Annotated in this window: 12 protein-coding genes and 1 pseudogene; 9 read left to right on the top strand and 4 right to left on the bottom strand. The window is 45.0% G+C overall.

From position 1 onward, the window contains the following. Positions 1–256 precede the first annotated feature (256 nt). Positions 257–2086: a cation:proton antiporter gene (locus L2729_RS20855; RefSeq protein ID WP_248989988.1), complete on the top strand. Its 1830-nt coding sequence runs from the start codon at positions 257–259 to the stop codon at positions 2084–2086. 83 nt (positions 2087–2169) lie between these two features. On the opposite strand, the gene fadE is transcribed toward L2729_RS20855, so the two are convergent. After that, a complete protein-coding gene (gene fadE / locus L2729_RS20850; protein ID WP_101091893.1) occupies positions 2170–4617 on the bottom strand; it encodes an acyl-CoA dehydrogenase FadE in 2448 nt (815 codons plus the stop codon). 241 nt (positions 4618–4858) lie between these two features. On the opposite strand from fadE, the gene L2729_RS20845 reads away from it, so the two are divergent. Continuing rightward, complete coding sequence (locus L2729_RS20845; protein WP_101091894.1) at positions 4859–5635, top strand: class II glutamine amidotransferase; 777 nt, start codon at positions 4859–4861, stop codon at positions 5633–5635. 73 nt (positions 5636–5708) lie between these two features. Here the strand turns inward: L2729_RS20845 and L2729_RS20840 are convergent, their stop codons facing one another. After that, a complete protein-coding gene (locus L2729_RS20840; protein ID WP_248989987.1) occupies positions 5709–6512 on the bottom strand; it encodes a DUF3108 domain-containing protein in 804 nt (267 codons plus the stop codon). A 31-nt stretch (positions 6513–6543) separates the two neighbouring features. Then, positions 6544–6897 (bottom strand): MGMT family protein, encoded by a 354-nt coding sequence (locus tag L2729_RS20835; protein WP_248989986.1) that lies wholly within the window; start codon positions 6895–6897, stop codon positions 6544–6546. 223 nt (positions 6898–7120) lie between these two features. On the opposite strand from L2729_RS20835, the gene L2729_RS20830 reads away from it, so the two are divergent. Then, positions 7121–7795: a hypothetical protein gene (locus L2729_RS20830; RefSeq protein ID WP_248989985.1), complete on the top strand. Its 675-nt coding sequence runs from the start codon at positions 7121–7123 to the stop codon at positions 7793–7795. 67 nt (positions 7796–7862) lie between these two features. Here the strand turns inward: L2729_RS20830 and L2729_RS20825 are convergent, their stop codons facing one another. Next, positions 7863–9584: an MFS transporter gene (locus tag L2729_RS20825; protein ID WP_248989984.1), complete on the bottom strand. Its 1722-nt coding sequence runs from the start codon at positions 9582–9584 to the stop codon at positions 7863–7865. A 304-nt stretch (positions 9585–9888) separates the two neighbouring features. Between L2729_RS20825 and def the strand changes: the two genes are divergently transcribed. From def to ardA, 6 genes and pseudogenes are all read left to right on the top strand, one after another. Further along, positions 9889–10380: a peptide deformylase gene (gene def / locus L2729_RS20820; RefSeq protein WP_102039725.1), complete on the top strand. Its 492-nt coding sequence runs from the start codon at positions 9889–9891 to the stop codon at positions 10378–10380. A 192-nt stretch (positions 10381–10572) separates the two neighbouring features. Then, on the top strand, positions 10573–12183 hold the full coding sequence (gene imuA / locus L2729_RS20815) for a translesion DNA synthesis-associated protein ImuA (RefSeq protein ID WP_248989983.1): 1611 nt from the start codon (positions 10573–10575) through the stop codon (positions 12181–12183). Next, positions 12152–13888, top strand: coding sequence for a Y-family DNA polymerase (locus tag L2729_RS20810; protein ID WP_248989982.1), 1737 nt, complete (start codon positions 12152–12154; stop codon positions 13886–13888). The genes imuA and L2729_RS20810 overlap by 32 nt, the downstream gene beginning before the upstream one ends. Next, positions 13888–17064, top strand: coding sequence for an error-prone DNA polymerase (locus tag L2729_RS20805; RefSeq protein ID WP_248989981.1), 3177 nt, complete (start codon positions 13888–13890; stop codon positions 17062–17064). Before L2729_RS20810 ends, L2729_RS20805 begins: the two co-directional genes overlap by 1 nt. A 331-nt stretch (positions 17065–17395) precedes the next feature. Beyond that, a complete protein-coding gene (locus L2729_RS20800) occupies positions 17396–17926 on the top strand; it encodes a tRNA-uridine aminocarboxypropyltransferase (protein ID WP_248989980.1) in 531 nt (176 codons plus the stop codon). Positions 17927–18868: 942 nt separating this feature from the next. Further along, positions 18869–19315: pseudogene (ardA, locus tag L2729_RS20795) on the top strand (acrylate reductase flavoprotein subunit ArdA); the annotation flags it as partial.

Genomic DNA, 19315 nt, shown 5'->3' with positions numbered 1-19315 from the left:
TGCTGGGTAACAGAATACGCCTTAGTGGAGGCTTGAGCCGTATGCAGTGAAAGTTGCACGTCCGGTTCTTAGGAGGGCGGTACTTGGTGACAAGTGCCGCCTATCCGACATCAAGTATTTTAGCGAGCAGCTAATGAATACTTGATGGACTACATCCCTAATTCTGCAGAATACTTATCACGATAACTTTTACATTGGTTACTTTTACTTCTATGTTAACAATGTAATGACGGCAATTATTGGATAAGGATATATCATGCTGGAGCACATCACCGCTATGCTCGCGCTCTTAGGCGTTTTGTCGCTATTTTGTCAATGGTTGGGCTGGCGGCTCAGATTACCTGCTATTTTACCTCTGTTGCTGTGTGGTCTACTGCTAGGGCCAATGTTGGGTTTTTTAAAGCCAGATGCCATTTTTGGTGACCTCCTGTTTCCGATTATCTCCTTAGGTGTTGCCATTATTCTTTTTGAGGGTGCTTTGACGCTTAATTTTAAAGAGATTAAAGAGCACGGCGGTATGGTGACTCGTCTTGTAACCTTAGGTACCGCCATTACGTGGGTTTGTATCAGTGTTGCAACGCATTACTTAATTGGTTTTGATTGGCCAATGGCGACGTTATTTGGCGCATTAGTGGTGGTTACTGGTCCGACTGTGATTGTGCCATTGCTGCGCAGTGTGAGGCCTAAAACAGAGTTATCGAGTATCTTACGCTGGGAAGGCATAGTGATTGATCCTATCGGGGCGATATTAGCGGTATTGGTATTTGAATACATTGCTGTGGCAGCGGACCCCACAACCCATGTGTTGCATGCTTTAACTTCGATGCTGTTAGTCGGCTTCGGTTTAGGGACTCTTTGCGGCTATTTAGTTGGCTTGATCTTACGCAATAACTTACTGCCACATTATTTGCGTAATACCGCCGTATTAACCTTAATGTTAGCGGTATTTGTCGCCTCTAATTTACTGCAAGAAGAAGCTGGCTTACTGTCTGTAACCGTTATGGGAATATGGCTTGCAAACATGAAGGGTGTCGAGATTGACGATATTCTTGAATTTAAAGAAACGCTGACGGTACTGCTCATTTCTGCACTGTTTATTTTATTAGCCGCGAGATTAAATGCTGATGCTTTGATCAGTTTAGGTTGGCAAGGATTGGTGCTGTTAGCGGTGGTGATGTTGATTGCTCGGCCACTTAGCATTTGGTGCTGTGGTGTTGGGACATCGTTATCTGGTGCTGATAAGTGGTTTTTAAGCTGGGTTGCGCCGCGCGGTATTGTTGCGGCAGCAATTTCCTCACTGTTTGCCATCAAACTCGAGAAGGCTGGCGTGGCCGGTGCGGAATTGATTGTCCCCTTGGTCTTTTTAATCATTATCGGCACAGTGGTGATCCAAAGTCTGACAGCGGGGCGCTGGGCAAAAATATTAGGGGTGACCGCTGGATCGTCGCAAGGATTGCTTATTTTTGGCGCGTCTCAATTTTCACGTGCTTTAGCCAAAACATTAAAGGCTAACGGCGTTACCGTGTTGTTAGCCGACAATAACTGGGACAATATTCGATTAGCTCGGATGGAAAATCTTGCAGTCTATTTTGGTAATCCGGCGTCTGAGCACGCTGAAAACCATATGAACATGAGCGGAATAGGGCGTGTACTGGTATTGTCACCTTACAGGCAGCTTAACCCTTTGGTCAGTTTCTATTTCCAAGATGTGTTTGGCAGGGAGAAGGTGTATGGACTTAATAATAATGACACTACTAACAGCAGTAATAGCGCAAGGCATCAGTTATCCGAGTCTTATTTAAAGCGGTTGTGTTTATTTGGTGATGCTGTGTCTTATTCTAAATTAGCCAGTTTGATGGCTAAAGGCGCTAGTATAAAAAGTACCAGCTTGACGGCAAACTTTGATTACTCGATGTTTATGGCGCAGTACGGTCAAAGTGCGATTCCTTTGGTGTATTTGCAAGGGGGCAAGGTCAAAGTGATAAGTGCGGCTGACACGGTAGCGTTAACCTCGGGTGTAGAGTTGATTAGTTTAATTCCCAGAGATGCTAAACCTGTTGCAATAGCCAATATTACGCAGCCTTAAGCAAACCTCCCCCAATAAAAAAGCCAGTCGCGGGGAGCGACTGGCTTTTAGAGTATCAACTTACGTTGTTAATCTGGCATTGATTAGGCTGCTTGTACCTGTTTGGCGAACTCAAGTACACGTGCTTTAAGCTCTTCAGGATCAAAGTCATCAACATTGATAGACTTCATGCGGCCAATTTCAGCACGTTCTAGCAGTGCAATTTCATCTTCGCTAAGCACGCCAAGCGCTTTGCCTTCCGCAGCAATTTTATCTAACCACATAAACGGTATGCGCTTGCCAGCTGCTTTACAGACCTTGTCGTAGATAGGCTCTGACGCCAAGATGTCTTTAAAGGTTTGCTCTTGAATACCAACGGCATTGTGCTCGCTAGGTGTCCAAAATTGTCCTTTACCCATACGCTCACGGCTAGCACAAGGTGTTTGCATTATCTGAGCAACCTTATGGTCAAGCACATCAGTTGGGCGTTTTAATGGACGACCAAATGGGAAAATAACAGCACGTAACGGCAAACCAAGACCCATTGGGAAGTTATCAAGTAGATCATCTAGAGAAGTTTGTAGCTTATGAAGTGAATCTTCAACTGCCCACTGCACTAATGGTAGATCCTCTAATTGGCGTCCTTCATCTTCATAACGCTTAAGCGTTGCCGAAGTAAGGTATAGCTGGCTGAGCAAGTCTCCTAAACGGGCTGAAATACGTTCTTTACGTTTAAGGTTGCCACCTAATGTCGCCATCGCTAAGTCAGAAAGTAACGCCAAGTTTGCACTGAAGCGGTTCATCTGCTGATAGTAGCGCTTAGTTTTATCTGAGTAAGGTGCGTTAGAGAAGCGGCTAGAGGTAAGACCTAACCAGAAGCTACGAACCAAGTTACTGGTGGTAAAACCAATATGACCAAAGATAGCCGCATCAAAATCACGGAGACCTTTGTTAACATCCGTATCAAATGCTGATTCCATCTCCGCTAACACATAGGGATGACAGCGGATCGCACCTTGACCATAAATAATCATCGAGCGAGTCAGAATGTTTGCACCTTCAACGGTAATCGCAATCGGAGCGGCTTGATAGCCACGGCCGAGGTAGTTATTTGGGCCTAAGCAAACCCCTTTACCACCATGGATATCCATAGCATCGATAACGCATCGTTGCATTCTGTCGGTGAGGTGAAACTTCACGATGGCAGAAACGACTGATGGCTTCTCGCCTAAATCGATAGCGGTTGTCGTTAACGTAGTCACTGCATCCATTAGGTAAGCATTACCACCGATGCGCGCCATTGGTTCTTCAATACCTTCAAGCTTACCAATCGGTAGCTTAAATTGACGACGAATTCGAGCGTAAGCCCCTGTCGCTAATGCGGCGGTTTTAATACCCCCTGCTGAGTTAGACGGTAGCGTAATACCACGGCCAACAGATAAACATTCAACCAGCATTTTCCAGCCTTGGCCTGCCATTTCAGGACCACCAATGATAAAGCTCAATGGGACAAACACATCGTTGCCGCGTGTTGGACCATTTTGGAACATACAGTTAAGTGGGAAATGACGACGACCGGTTTCTACACCTTCAATGTCGGTAGGAATAAGTGCACAAGTAATACCGAGCTCTTCTTTTTTACCTAAGAGTTGGTCAGGGTCGCGCAGTTTAAAGGCAAGCCCTAACACAGTCGCAACTGGCGCGAGAGTAATGTAGCGCTTGTTCCATGTCAGATTCATGCCGAGGACTTCTTCGCCTTCCCATTCACCTTTACAAACAATGCCGTAATCAGGAATAGCACCTGCATCACTACCCGCTTCAGGGCTTGTTAATGCAAAGCAAGGGACTTCAAGTCCTTTTGCAAGACGTGGAAGGTAATGGTCTTGTTGAGCTGTGGTACCGTAATGCTGCAGTAACTCACCAGGACCGAGTGAGTTTGGTACGCCAACAGTAGAGGCTAACTCACTGCTTAAACCCGCCAGCTTTTGCAGTACGCGTGACTGTGCATATGCAGAATATTCTAAACCGCCATATTTCTTCTTAATGATCATGGCAAAGAAGCCATTATCTTTTAAATATTGCCATATCTCTTCGGGGAGGTCTGCTAACTCATGCGACACTTGATGCTGGTTGAGCATCTTGCACACCTCTTCAACTGGACCGTCTAAGAATGCTTGTTCCTCTGCACTCAGAGCGGCCTTTGGGTAGTTATGTAGCTTGCTCCAATCAGGCTTCCCTGCAAATAAGTCAGCTTCCCACCATGTGGTTCCGGCTTCAATCGCTTCTTTCTCTGTTGTTGACATCTCTGGCATGATCCCGCGATATATTTTGAGTAACGGGCGAGAGATGACATTTTGTCTGAAAGAACTGAGATTAAGCGGTAAGGCGATAACCAGAAAAACAACCCATAATAGCGGGCTAATTACTGCTGTACCTGTGCCGATAGCCATAACAATGGCGGCACCCAAGGTGGCAGTGAGTAGGGAGACTCTTAGATAGGCAAAAGCACCTATGGTAAAAATCATCGCCAGGATCCAAAGTAGGGTAGTCACTGTTATTCTCCTTTTAGTTGTGACTTATCACGTTTAGCGAGTCACTTATTTGCTGTCTAGGTCACAATTATAGTCTGTGGTCAGACCTGTGTCTCATAAAATTTAAACGCTAGTCAGTTTTAATACAAGTCTTTTCAAACAAATGTTTAAATTTTTTGTGTCAGGGGAGGATTCCACTATGGCTAGCAACTGGTTAGAATGGACAAATAAAGTTGTAGCTTATTGAACGGGGTTAAGATTAATGTGCGAGTTGCTGGCCATGAGTGCCAATGTGCCGACCGATATTGTATTTAGTTTCACTGGCCTTGCTGAACGTGGCGGTGTGACAGGCCCACATATTGATGGTTGGGGGATCACTTTTTACGAAGGTAAAGGAAGTCGAACATTTAAAGATGCGCGCCCTAGCAGTGAATCTCATATTGCAAAATTAATTAAATCATACCCAATTAAAAGTGAAGTGGTGGTGAGCCATATAAGGCAGGCTAACCGCGGTTGTGTCTCACTAGAGAATACTCACCCTTTTACGCGTGAGCTTTGGGGGCAATATTGGACTTATGCACATAATGGTCAGTTAAGCGGTTATGAAGCTAAGTTTGTGCCGACACGGTTCAATGCGGTGGGAGATACCGATAGCGAAATGGCATTTTGTTGGATTATGGACAAAGTGGTAGCGCAGTTTGGTGATAAAGCCCCTGACGACATGCTCGCAGTTTATCGTTTTATTGCCACTTTGGCTGATGAAATCAGAGCCCTAGGGGTGTTTAATATGATTTTGAGTGACGGTGAGCACCTAATGAGTTATTGCAGTAATAACTTGTGCTACATCACTCGATGCGCGCCGTTTGGCAAAGCCAAGCTAATCGACACTGATGTGGTGATTGATTTTGATACTGAAACTACGCCGAATGATGTTGTAACCGTCATTGCGACTCGACCACTGACAAAGAATGAGCAGTGGAATGTATTAGCACCTGGTGAGTGGAAGCTGTTTAAGAAAGGTGAGTTACTAATAGGGTAGAATTACCCTGAACTGATAATAAAAAGCGCGGGTAGCCAATGGCTATCCGCGCTTTTTTAATATTGGGTGTTGGTTATTGCTCGATGGTGTTGTTTGAGTCAATGTTCTCAGGTTTAACGGTATCAGCTAAAGCGGGCTCTATTAACGGCGTAACAAGGGTTGCCTCTTGCTCAAACTTATAACTGAGCAGTTTGATATCGAGTTGTTTACTGCCTTTTTCAAAATGCGTTAGCCGGATGGGGAGATAGCTTAACTCTGGTGACATCCAGAAAAATGTTTGTCGTTTAGTACTGTCACGCACCACTTCAAACTTTAGGGTTTGATAACTGCCGCTGTCAATGTTAACGCGCTCTTTGCCGACAATCCTAAAGGCATAGTCATCAATTTCTCCCTCTTTCACCATGGTGTAATGCAGCTCTTCTTTATTGGCGGCCATATCTAGCCTAAATTGTAACTGAACCATCAGAGGGTCAAACAGTTCGATGTCGTAAGGGAACTTTGCTCGTTCACCTTTATAACGGCTATGGACAACATTTTGCCCTTTGGCAAAAGCGGCTTGTTCTCTAAAGTCAGGCCCGGTTCCGGTTCTCTGGGAAGAGTAGCGCATTGGCACTAACTGGTTATCTTTAAGTGTGAATTCACTGCGAATATGGCGTTGATCGGAGAGCATTAGCAGACTGACATCACTGTCGAAACGGTATTCGAATACTCCGCCGTCAGGGGCTGGCAAAATATAACGGGCACGACCAAGTTCGATACTGCCATAGTTGACTTGATATTCAGCTGTGTGGGGAGTCAAAGGCGTAGTGTCAGCGATGAGGGGATAGCTTGTTAATAGCAAGCTAGCAGCAAATAAAATACGTGACTTTTTAGACAAAATCTCTCCTTAAAACAGTGTTTAATGTGCTTTAAAAGGGTATTGAAAGCACTAATGTTGCCATATCAGGTCGCCATTCATGATCAGACAGCTTAACTCGACCGCGATTGACGGTAACGCCTTCGCTGCGTAGCAGCTCCATTTGATCCCGATAAGGTTGAGTATATTCGGCAAACGAAATCTTGCCTTGGCTGTTAATCACTCTATGCCAAGGTAGGGCTAGCATTTCAGGTGCAGCTTTAAGTGCCTTTGACACATAACGCGCTCTGCCTGGTAACCCCGCTAAATCTGCAATTTTGCCATAAGAACTGACTTTCCCTGCAGGGATCATAGACACAATATGCCATATTTGCGTCATAGGTGAAGCTTTGTTGTCGCTTTCCATGAATCACTATCCCTTTATTGTCTCTTAAACTCTATCGTGTATCGGTACCTATCACAAGATTGACAGCCGATAATTAATGCACCTGACAATGCCGAGGTCGGGTTACGCCTGTTAAGCTTTTGCTGGTATGCTGCTGCTTTATTAATGCGTTGTAATATAAGGTAAAAGTTCTTGCTGAGACTTAGCGCTAAAGTAATAATAGCGCTTTTCTACGGTATATATCATGTCTGCGCAGGTCATCAACCCTCTCTTTAGTTCATTGCTGTTGCTAACAACTGTTTCTCTACCTGCTGTGGCTGAACAGTATCGTCATATTGCCGATCCGCTCAACCTAAGTGATTCGCTTTATGTTGGCTTTACTGACAATGTACTCAACATTGGCGGTACCCTGGCGACGGACCATCAAAAATTTTCGGGCCACACTAATACTGGAGGTGATAAATGGCATTTGGGTTATTTATATTCATCATCTAACCAGTGGCACCTTAGAGCATCGATTGATCATGGAAAAACCGGCACCCCCCAAGGAAAAGCCAGTCACTATCAGTATCAACTGGGTTTGATGTATGAGCATAAAGGCTGGTTAGACACTCAAGTGTTTACTGAGGTCGCCGTTAACCATTTAGCCGTTAAGTCTTATACCGATAGTACAGCGGCTAATGCCAGCATTACAGTGCTCAAACCCATTACCGAACATTGGTACAGTGAACTGTATGCCAGAGGCAATGCGGGGATTGATGGTGTTGAGCGTTTTGATGCGCGGAGTTGGATCTCAATGGGCTACCAAGTGGATCCACAGTGGTCATGGGCGGTTCGTTATCAGTATGATTGGGAAAAACTTGAGAATGTCGAAACTGATGATACTCAATGGGTTTTTGCCGTTCGCTCCCAGTTCTAATTTTACCGCTTGAATAAAAAAGCCCACGCCAATTAGATTCGCGTGGGCTTTAAATATGTTGATGAGGTTAATTTGCTTGAGCAAGCTCGGCGTCAACGGGATCGAGTGCTTGTGGTGTTACGCCAAATTTATGGAAAATAATTAAACCCAACGCCGTCAATAGGCCGAGTCCGCCAATAATAAACCACATCATATCAGGGCGCTCAGCCCCTTTAGCAACTTCACTATAAAGGTAGCCTGATAAAGGACCTGCAAGTAAAAAGCCAATAGCCGATGAGACAAAGTAGTAGCCCATAAACATGGCTTTTTTATCATGAGGCGCGAAACTAGCAACGTATTCTTGGCTCTTGGGTGAGGCAACCATTTCCCCAATAGAGAATACTAATATCGAGGTGAGTACCATTGCACCGCCCATGATTGCGCCATGCGCTAAGCCACCAATGGCTGTGCCTAATGCTAGGATAATAGTGCCGCCAACCAGAACAGGAAGGGCTTGGAAGCGTTCAACAAAACGGCTAACAAGCAGTTGCATCACGACAATCGATAAAAAGTTAAGCCCGATAAGGTATTCAGGATTCACTTGGCGATGTTCACTGGCCCAGTCTTGGGCGTATTGCGCAGCCAAGGCTGGAGTTTGTTGAATGGCGCTAAATGCATGGCTTATTTCGGTTGTGGGTACCATCACTTTGACATGAACCAGTTCAAAATAGGCTTGCTTAGCATTAAAGGTGCCTGCATTGAACTCTTGCGCTAAACGGCTTAATTCTGATTGCAGTAAGCCGATATCGACCGGCGCAAAGAACTGCTGTAAGTCTGGGTAGTTAGCTAGCATTAAGACTAAATCAGTGGTGTCGACAAAGTCACGGATATAGATTGGTAGCGTAATAAATATTTGCTGATATACCATCCACATGCCCGATAAAATAAGCAGGTAGATAACAAATGGTTTGTTACCTAGGCTAATTTTTTGTCCATACCATGGTACGCCTTTTTGAGATGAGGCCAGCTTGTCCCAAATAAGATGGGCGCTGAACCAACAGGCATAGATAATAAGCGTCGTTTCACCGGTGATCCATTTAGCGCCAAAAGACATTAATATCATCAGCGTACCGAAAAACAGAATCGCGAAACGGGCATTACCGAGTACTTCTTGAATATCGTTAAAAACAGCTTTAAGTGGTTTTCCTTTTTGGCGATGTTGATCCGTCGGCTCTTTGTAGAATAACAGCGCCGGGATAAAGTTAAGTGCGATCCAGAATGCAGACATAATAAATACCCAGTCCCAGCTAATCGCTCGAACGTAACCGGCAACGAATGGCCCTAAAAACCCCCCAATATTGACCATCATATAGAATATGCCAAACCCTAAGCCACGGTTAGTGTCATCGGTGGTGCGGGCGACAGTCCCGGTGACGACAGGTTTAAAGCAGGCCGCGCCAACGGCCACACCCATAAAGGCGATAAAGAAGCCACTAAAGCTATCGACCTGACCCAATAAATAGTAACTGGGACACATGATGGCATAGGAGATTAGAAACATTTTTCGATAACCATAACGGTCGGCGAGTGCGCCTGTCAGTACTGGCAGAAGGTATAAGAAGAAGGGGATCATACCTTGTAGCAGGCCACGTTCTTGATCTGAAAACCCTAATCCACCTTGATTTTGTGGTGAGGTCATATAGAGCGATGACAGAGCAAAGAAGCCATACCAGGCGAGTCGTTCAAAGATCTCCATGGTGTTAGCGACATAGAATGTGGCGGGCAAGGGGGTGCGCACAGTTGGTGACATATTATTATCCGTATATTTTATACATTATCACGAATGCTATCACAAATGTTAATAAAGTGTATCGTGTTGTGTGTTTTTTGAGTGGCTTTTTTACGCTAGGGCGACGTGCCTAATTTAAGCTAATTGACCGCAATGACATTATCGACTCTATCACCTGTATGAGTGCCGTTGTCATCCCGTTCAGTCCCTTTTTAAGGGAAACTGGCGATGAATGTAATACGTTAAAGGTGATGGGAGTTGCCTTTGTGGCTGATTCGGTCATAATAGCGCGAAATTTTTTAGTTAATACTAGTGTGATAATGATATGGCAGTGTTAGACATTTTAACGATCCCTGATGAGCGGCTTAAACGAAAAGCTGAGCCGGTTAAGGATATTGATGCGGTGCAGGGTTTTATTGATGATTTGATTGAAACCATGTACGACACCGAGGATGGTATCGGGCTTGCAGCAACTCAAGTCGGTAGCTTACATGCTATTTTAGTTATCGATTTGTCTGAAGAACGCGATCAGCCGATGGTATTGATTAATCCTGAAATGGTAGAAACCCGTGGCGATTTTCAAGGGGAAGAGGGCTGTTTGTCCATTCCTGGTTATCGTGCGAAAGTGAATCGTCATGAAGGCGTAAAAGTCACTGCATTAGATCGCACCGGTCAAGCATTCGAAATCGATACCGATGAGTTTCTTGCCGTTGTACTGCAACATGAGATGGATCATCTCAAGGGTGTGGTGTTCACCGACCACCTGTCGATGTTAAAGCAGCAAATAGCGCTCAAGAAAGTGAAAAAGTATAAATAATAAGTCCTTGCTTTAGAATTTATTCCGATACGGAAAAGTATTATTAACGCCCCTCAATAGAGGGGCGTTTTTTTTTGGCTTACGGATCGTAATCGAGTGCTTGCGATCTCAATAAAGATAATTATACTGTACGTATATACAGTATTTGAGTTTAAGGATCACAACGCCTGTTATCAAAGGGTAGGTCCTCAAATGATGAGTACGCTTTTATCACAACAAAAAGGTGGAAACATGGGGCACTCAAGCGCAAAGGCACATTCGGTATTACAAGATAAAGAAGCGTCAGAGCAGATTGATAACGCCAGTTTCCGAAAGCCAGTGATTACCACACCTCAGCGAGTCAACGATACAGCAGCCAGCGCGAGCGCTATCAATCAATTGTTAGCGCGGCAAGACATTTGGCGTGGACAGCAGTGGCAACAGCAACATGTGGCCTATCCAACCGGTTTTTCGTTGTTAGATGACAACCTTGCTGATAATGGCTGGCCGCAAATCGGGGTGTGTGAGATTTTATGCGATGGTGTGGGTCAAGGTGAACTCAGTATCGTGTTGCCTTTATTGAAACAACTGATAAGCCATGGTGTGTCATCGACACACGCTAATGATGCAATGGTAATGCTGGTGGCACCGCCTCACATACCTTCGCCTCAAGCACTATTACAACAAGGGTTGAATACAGACCGCTTGATTTGGATCGATACAGAACAGCGAAAAGAGCGGTTATGGGCTATTGAACAAGCGTTAGCAAGTGGCAGCGTTCCCTTGGTCTTAGCGTGGCTAGAGAACTTGTCGACCACGGAGGCGAGACGGCTACAGTTAGCAGCAGAGAAAGGCCAGGCCTTGTGTATGCTCTATTTACCAACACGTAATGCACAGCAGTCACACCCAGTGAATTTACGCTTAGTGCTACAAAGACAGTGCTTTTCAGCGTTAAAATCCAATGGCAGTCACAATCGTTATCAGGGCGATAACAAACAAGCCACTGTCATAGAAGCATCAATGTTGGGCGTGGTGCCAAAGTTTGTTGAGCAACAACAACCAGACTTAACCCGGTTTTCAAACAGTCATTTAGGAATGACTGAAGTTAATATTATTAAACGCCGCGGTGGCTGGCCTAGCCCGGTATTTAGTTTACCCTTGCTAGTGCCTCATTTAAAAGAAAGTCTATTGGGTGTCAGTGCTTGCGTAATGGATAACACAGTGCTTAATGACAACTTATTCGACAGCGCCTCACGTCATCTCGATGTATTTGCCCAACAGCGGGGCAACGTGCAGGTGACCACGGTTAAAGGGCTGGCGAATTATAGCGCGATAATCAACAGTCCTATATTACCGCTTAAAGCCGCTCATCGAGTTTTACCTAATGCGAATGATGCCGTGATGACCGTCGCTAGCCATCATCTCAGTATTACTGGCGGTACTATATTGGCTGTAAACACTGTGATAACGGAGGACAAAATCAATTCAGCTTCCGTTATCAATTATGCTGTTGAGCCTGAGCAAGAAGCGCATTTCTCGTTACAGTTTGAACCAACGCGTAGCTTAAGCCTGCAATCGACGCGTAGCCTATGCCTGCAATCGAAAAGTTCTCTGAAAACCGCTTTTAGTGAGTGGGTGTCGTATTCAATCGCACAAACTGCGTCAGTAACAGATACATTGCATTCAGAGGCTTTGCATACAGGGCAGTGTCGCAGTGATAAATCGCTTACCACACCTTATGTCGACTCTGCTCAAGAGGCATGGACTGAGTCCTATAAAACTTTGGGGCAAGGTGCGCCCACAACTCCTGATAAAATGCATTAAGCGTCGCCGGTCGTTAATTGATATGTTATGGCTAGCAGCTCATTACCCACAGTGGGCACTACAATACTTCTGTTACCGCAATGAGCTAAATCAAAGCGCTGAAGTACTATTGTATGACCCTAAGTCTTTACACGTTCTGGCACTTGACGCGGTGAGTCAACAAGCTGGGGTGACGGTTGGGATGAGTCTTTCTACCGCGCAAAGCCTAATGCCGTCGGTGATGTTAGCGGAGTTCGACAGCTCCATTAGTCAGCAGGCTTCAGACTGGTTGTGCCAATGGAGTTATGAATTTAGTGCGCGCGTGGTTCCCTTGCGATGCGCATTAGTGCATGACGCACTCAAAGCTGGCCGCTCAAGTACCAAGTTAGATGTGGATGAGTTTGTATGTAACACTTTGCTGCTTGAAGTCAGTTCAATGGCGCTGATTTTCAATGGTATTGATAAGCTTATTGAGCAATATGATCAACGAGCCAAAAGCCATGGTTTAGAGGTGTCACTTGCGATAGGTAAAACGCCTTTAGCGGCGCAGTTGTTGGCGCAGCAATCTTCAATCACGACGGTAGCCGTCACAAATAGTGACCTGCATCACATAGATACTGGGAGTCGCAGTACTTTTCATCAGCCCCCGCCGACAGTTAACAAGCACCATAATGCTAACATAAAAGCCAATATCCCCCGTGAGCAAAACGATTACCTTAATCCTGATAAGAGTCATGGGTTACTCAATCAGTTACCCGTTGCTTTACTCCCAATTTCGCCTTTTTTAAAGCAAAGCTTTCTTGATATCGGCATCAGCTCTTTTGCCTCATTGTGCGCTTTACCCGATAAGGAACTGGGACGACGGTTTGGGCCAAAGCTGCTGCAACTGCTGGCAAGAGTATCGGGGGCTTTACCACACCCGTTGACTTATTTTGAACCTGAGGAAACATATCTGCAAAAACTGGCCTTGTTGTATGAGGTTGAATTAATGCAAGGAATTGTTTTTCCGTTAGGCAGAATGCTGAAAGAGATGGGGAGTTACTTACAGCAACGGCAACTCGCAATTCAACAACTTAAATTGACCCTTTACTACCGTGATAGTGACCGCAGTTCGCTAGATATTATTATTGAGTACCCCTTTGCCGAGCACCGCAGTGATCACTTATTAAGTTTATGCCGCATGCAACTAGAGCGCATCACCTTATATCAGCCTGTGGTGGAAATGGCGATTTCTGTCGACAAGTTTGTGCCTATGGTTATTGCTAACGATAACTGGTTTGGACAACAGGCAGCTCAAGGGCAACGTTCAGAGAAGGCGAAGCGCCTGATGGCGCTACTGCAAGCAAGACTAGGGGGAGATAAAGTGAAAGGACTACAGGTTACCTCAGCTCATTTACCCGAAGAGGCTTGGCAAGCAACTGATCTTTCCACCACGGGTCATGAACATCGTCCCGTGCTCAAGTCATTGCAACAACTCTCAGGTATTGGCCATTCAAGTAGCGGGCTAAATGTAGGAGCGTGCCGTCCAAGCTGGTTATTGGTGACACCAGAGATGATCTCGATTGAGACGATTGAGCTGTTAAAAGGGCCTGAACGGTTGCAAACACTATGGTGGCAAGAGCCTGAAGTATGCCGTGACTACTATATAGCGAGTCATCAGCAAGGCGGATTATGTTGGGTTTTTAAAGACGGTAACGGCTATTTCTTACATGGGTGGTTTGGCTAATGTACGCGGAGCTACATGCCATCTCTAATTACACTTTTCTTCGAGGAGCTTCTCACCCGCACGAGTTGGTCGAACAAGCTGCGTTACTGGGGTATCAAGCGATTGCGATTACAGATGAGTGTTCATTTGCGGGCATAGTCAAAGCACATGAGGCTGCCAAAAAGCATAAGCTCAAATTGCTGGTGGGCGCTGAATTTCAACTCGCAGAAGGTAAATTTGTGCTGCTTGCCATGGACCGTCGAGGTTATGGACAGATCAGTCAATTGATCACAAACAGCCGTCGCCGGGCAGCGAAAGGCGAATATCAATTGCAATTTAGTGAGCTTAAGCAGGGCTTAGAGCAGACCATTTTATTATGGCAACCAACCTCACCCAACCCCATCCGCAGTGAACTAGGCGATTTATCACCGCAACTTGAGACTTATCAAACCCAGGTGCTTGCGATTGGTCAGTCTATTCGCCATTTTTTTGCTCAGCGCTGTTATCTACTGATGGAGCGTAGTTTAGTGGCGGGAGAGGCCTTAAAAATCCAATTGTGGACCCAAATAGCCTGTCAGTTAAAGATGGAATGTGTTGCGGCAGGTAATGTGCGTATGCATTGCGAGCAACGGCAAAAATTACAGGACATACTGACCTGTATCCGTTATAGCACTGAACTTTCACAAGCGGGTGACCGCTTACTCGCCAATGCCGAAACGGCACTTAAACCTATGAGTGCAATCTATAAACGCTACCCAAAGACGTGGATTGATAACAGCTTAAACATCGCTGCGCAGTGTGAGTTTAGCCTTGATGAACTTAAATGTGAGTACCCAAGTGAGGTGGTACCAAGTGGATTGTCAGCGGATCAATATTTAGCGCAAGAGGTCTATAAGGGGGCGATGCGCCGCTTTAATAACCATGTTCCAACGAGTGTGACATTGCAGTATGAAAAAGAGCTCATTTTGATTAAAGCGATGCAATACGAGTATTTCTTCTTAACCATTTACGACATCGTGCAATACGCTAAATCGCAGCAAATTTTGCATCAAGGCCGAGGCTCTGCGGCTAATTCGGTGGTGTGTTACTGCTTAGGGATCACCGAAGTCGATCCCACCAAGGTGAACATGCTTTTTGAGCGTTTTGTCTCAAAAGAGCGTAACGAACCTCCTGATATAGACGTTGATTTTGAACATGAACGCCGTGAGGAGATCATTCAATATATCTATCGCAAGTATGGTCGAGAGCGGGCAGCGCTGACAGCAACAGTAATAAGTTACCGTTTTAAAAGTGCGCTGGCAGATGTTGGCAAAGCACTCGGCATCGATAAACAACACTTGGACCACATGCTACACAGTATTGATAGGCGTGATACCGAGGTTGACTGGTTAACTCAGTTACAACACAAATCCTTGATACCTCGCGAAGGTATGGGCAAATATTTGTTGCCATTAGTGCAGAGTATCTTAGGCTTCCCGAGACATTTATCGCAGCATGTGGGTGGCTTTATTATCTCTTCAGGCCCATTAAGTGAACTGGTGCCCGTTGAAAATGCAGCGATGGCCGATAGAACCGTTATTCAGTGGGATAAAGACGACTTAGAGAGCTTAGGGCTACTCAAAGTGGATGTACTGGCGCTGGGGATGTTGACCGCTATCAGAAAATGTTTTGATCTGCTCAGCACACCCAAGCATCGTTTTACCATGGATCACGTGGAGTGGGAGCAAGCAGCTGTTTATAACATGCTACAGCGTGGTGACAGTATAGGTGTGTTTCAAGTCGAATCGAGAGCGCAAACGTCAATGCTGCCACGGCTCAAGCCAAGTTGTTATTACGACTTAGTGGTGCAAATTGCTATTGTCCGCCCTGGGCCTATTCAAGGCGATATGGTGCACCCCTATTTAAAGCGTCGAGATGGTTTAGAGAAGGTCACTTACCCCAGTAAAGAGGTAGAATCTGTACTGTCTCGAACAATGGGCGTACCTATTTTTCAGGAGCAAGTGATTCAGCTCGCCATGGTTGCAGCAGGCTTTTCCGGTGGCGAAGCAGATCAACTGCGACGAGCGATGACCAGCTGGAAAAGATCCGGTGAGTTACTGCAGTTTGAAGATAAGCTACTCAACGGCATGCAAAGGCGAGGCTATTCAGCCCAGTTTTCACAACAGATCTATAAGCAAATAAAGGGCTTTGGAGAATACGGTTTTCCAGAATCTCATTCAGCAAGCTTTGCATTATTGGCGTATGTGTCTGCTTACCTTAAGTATCATTATCCCGCGGCATTTTGCTGCTCATTATTAAACAGTCAACCAATGGGGTTTTATAGTCCCTCTCAATTGATCCAAGATGCACAGCGCCACGGGGTTATAGTGTTACCTGTATGCATCAATCACAGCCAGTGGCAACATACATTAGTGGCTACAGATCATGATGCTAAGGCGATACGGTTAGGTTTTCGGTTGGTCAAAGGGCTAAATAAAAAAGAGCTAGATAAATTGATAGAGCAGCGACCAAAGCAAGGTTTCTCTCATATCGATCAGATTTATCAATTAGGCATTGCTCGCCATGAACTGGAAACGCTCGCCAGTGCAGATGCGTTTGTCACTATCGCTGGGCATCGACATCAAGTGCGTTGGCAACTGTCTGCTTGCCAGCCGAGTTTGCCATTATTTGATACCGCCGAAATGACAGATAACGCCCATTCTAAGCCGAGTGCAAACCCTAGTGATAACCGCAAGTCGAGTACTTATAGCGATGAAACCGTGCAACTGCCTAGTCCAAGTTTGGCGGAGTCGATGCAAGCTGATTATGCCTATACGGGACTTACTCTGGGTCAGCACCCAATGCATTTATTACGAGATAAACCTTGTCTACAGCATTGTTTAACGGCAGCACAGCTGGATGATTGTCGAAGCGGACAAGTGGTTATTGTGGCTGGGTTGGTCGTTGGCAGGCAAAGACCTGGCACGGCGTCAGGGGTGACGTTTATTACCCTAGAAGATGAGACCGGTAATGTGAATTTGGTGGTTTGGAGCGCAACAGCAAGATCGCAACGACAGGCATATTTGGTATCTAAAATCATGAAGGTCAGCGGCATATTAGAGAGGAAATCAGGCGTGACTCATGTGGTGGCGGGCAAATTACATGATATGTCGGATGAATTAAATGAGCTTGCTATACGTTCAAGAGACTTTCATTAATGACGATTATTCATTTGATAATAGGGTCAATTAAATACGCGTTTTATTCATGTTCTGTGTATTGGCGAGCAAAGCATTCGTGACTTAAGTATTCGTGACTTGAATATTAGCAAAGGGCGTTCAGAATCCGTAATGCAGTAGCCGTGACCGAGGATACTAGAGCTTAGAATAACGCGTGCTGTGATTTCATAAGAGCACCACTGACGGTGGAAATGTTATTAATAAAGCTGCAATTAACGATCTTAATTCTGCTACTTCTCCACATCCTGAATCCTGTTTTTCGAGGTCATTTGGGATATAATCTGGCTGGATATTTTTTTGAGTACAGACATTGCAAATCATTCTACTAACTCATGAGCGAGAAGTGACACGTCCAAGTAACACAGGGCAATTAGCACTTGAATGCTTCCCTGACATTTGCACACGGATCATATGGGCAAGAACCTCGCCCGATGCCGCACTGGTTAAACAATTACAAACAGCTGATTGTGCGCTGTTATTTCCAGAAGAGGTTGAAAGTCCTTCAGAGTTAGCCGCCTTAGTTAGCTCTTCAGAAAAACGCCGCCAACCCGCAAGTGTCGAGCATGATGAACAGAAAAGTGAACCGGCAATGCCATCAACCTTAGTCATTCTTGATGCGACATGGCAAGAAGCACGAAAGATGCTGCGCCGAAGTGATTATTTGAAAAATGCGCAGAAATATTCGATATCTTCAAAGCATGACTCGCAGTTTACCCTCAGGCGCAACCAAGTGGATGGCGGATTATGTACCGCAGAGTGCATTATCGAGTTATTTAAGGAAGCTAATATGCCTACGCAGGCAGCCCAATTAGCTGAAAAGTTTGCTCTTATGCAGAAGTGATGTTTATAGGTATTGTTTACAGTTATCGTTTATAGGGATGGCTAGCGTGACAAGCCACACCGTGCTCCAAAATGGCTTAACTGCCGAGGTTAATCGTTGCGCTTCTTCTATTTTTTGTAACTAGCCTAGCCCAATGGCTTTATGGTAACACTCTATTTTTGTGGTATTTTCTTCATTTGATTTAAATATTGTGCTTTAAACCCAGTGTTATTCCGGTCGTTACCGTCCAAGTTTTGTTGAAAGATAGCACTATACAGTGATAGACCGAACTGTCTTTAAAATAGGATGTTGTTCGCCATCGCCGAGCCAGCTTTTATTTATTGCGAATTCAGTTGCAGACAGCATTTTGCAATCCTCTGATATTGAGATTAGTCCGAGCTGGACATGTTACATATGTATCGGTATGTGCAGTTGTGTATTACATGTAACCCGTACTTTGGACATGCTTAACATCACTTACAGCAGGCTCTTTTGATCTCTTTCGGCTTAAAATTCCGCATGACTTACTCGTCATTAAAGCTGAAGCTTTATCTCTTAGCTGTTTATTTGGCGAATCAAAGTATGTGATCAATCGCGTTACCAATAACTTATCGCAAGTTATTTTTAGGTGTTACTTATCAACAGCTTAATTGCTTTGGGTTAGTGGTGAGTAGAATGCGTAAACAGGCATGCTTTCTTTGACCGTTAGGAGGTGGAGGCGAGGGTGATTACCTATGATTCAATGTACAGCTATCATTTCTACTTGCTTGCTTTGTCGCCATATCACAATTTGGAACCAAATCCAAAACTCAGTTAATATCCCTAAAAACAAAAATATGGAACCTTCCTTTAACTTCTTGATTACAAATGCGTTGTATTTTGTAAACCATATTGCAACTCTCATTTTGGAATCGATTCCAGCATTATGATCTCGTTGTCGATTATAACTATGGATGATTACAGATGAGCAATAAAGATCTGCTAGGACGCCGCAATTTCATTAAGGGAATGGGAGCTGCAGCAGGTGTCGCAATGGCTGCACCTGCAATGGCCATTTCTGAGAAAGCGGATGGTGTTAAATGGGACAAAGAAGTTGAAGTCCTTATTATTGGTTCCGGTTTTTCGGGGTTAGCGGCGGCGATTGAAGCCACACGCAAAGGCGCAAAAGACGTACATATTTTTGAAAAAATGTCGTACTTTGGCGGTAACTCAGCCATTAATGGTGGTTTGTTTGCTGCGCCTGGTACGCCAATGCAAAAGACTGAAGGCGTTCAAGATTCAGTTGACCGCATGGTCGCGGATCAGCTTAAATCTGGCCGTGGTATCGCTGATGAAGCTTTACTTCGTCACGTGGCTTCGCATGCAGTAGAAGCACTGCAAATGACCTTAGATGCAGGCTCTGAATTCCAT

Source organism: Shewanella gelidimarina, assembly GCF_023283945.1.
Classification (GTDB): domain Bacteria; phylum Pseudomonadota; class Gammaproteobacteria; order Enterobacterales; family Shewanellaceae; genus Shewanella; species Shewanella gelidimarina.
Note: the sequence above shows the minus strand (reverse complement) of the source record. Positions and strands in the feature narration are given on the sequence as shown.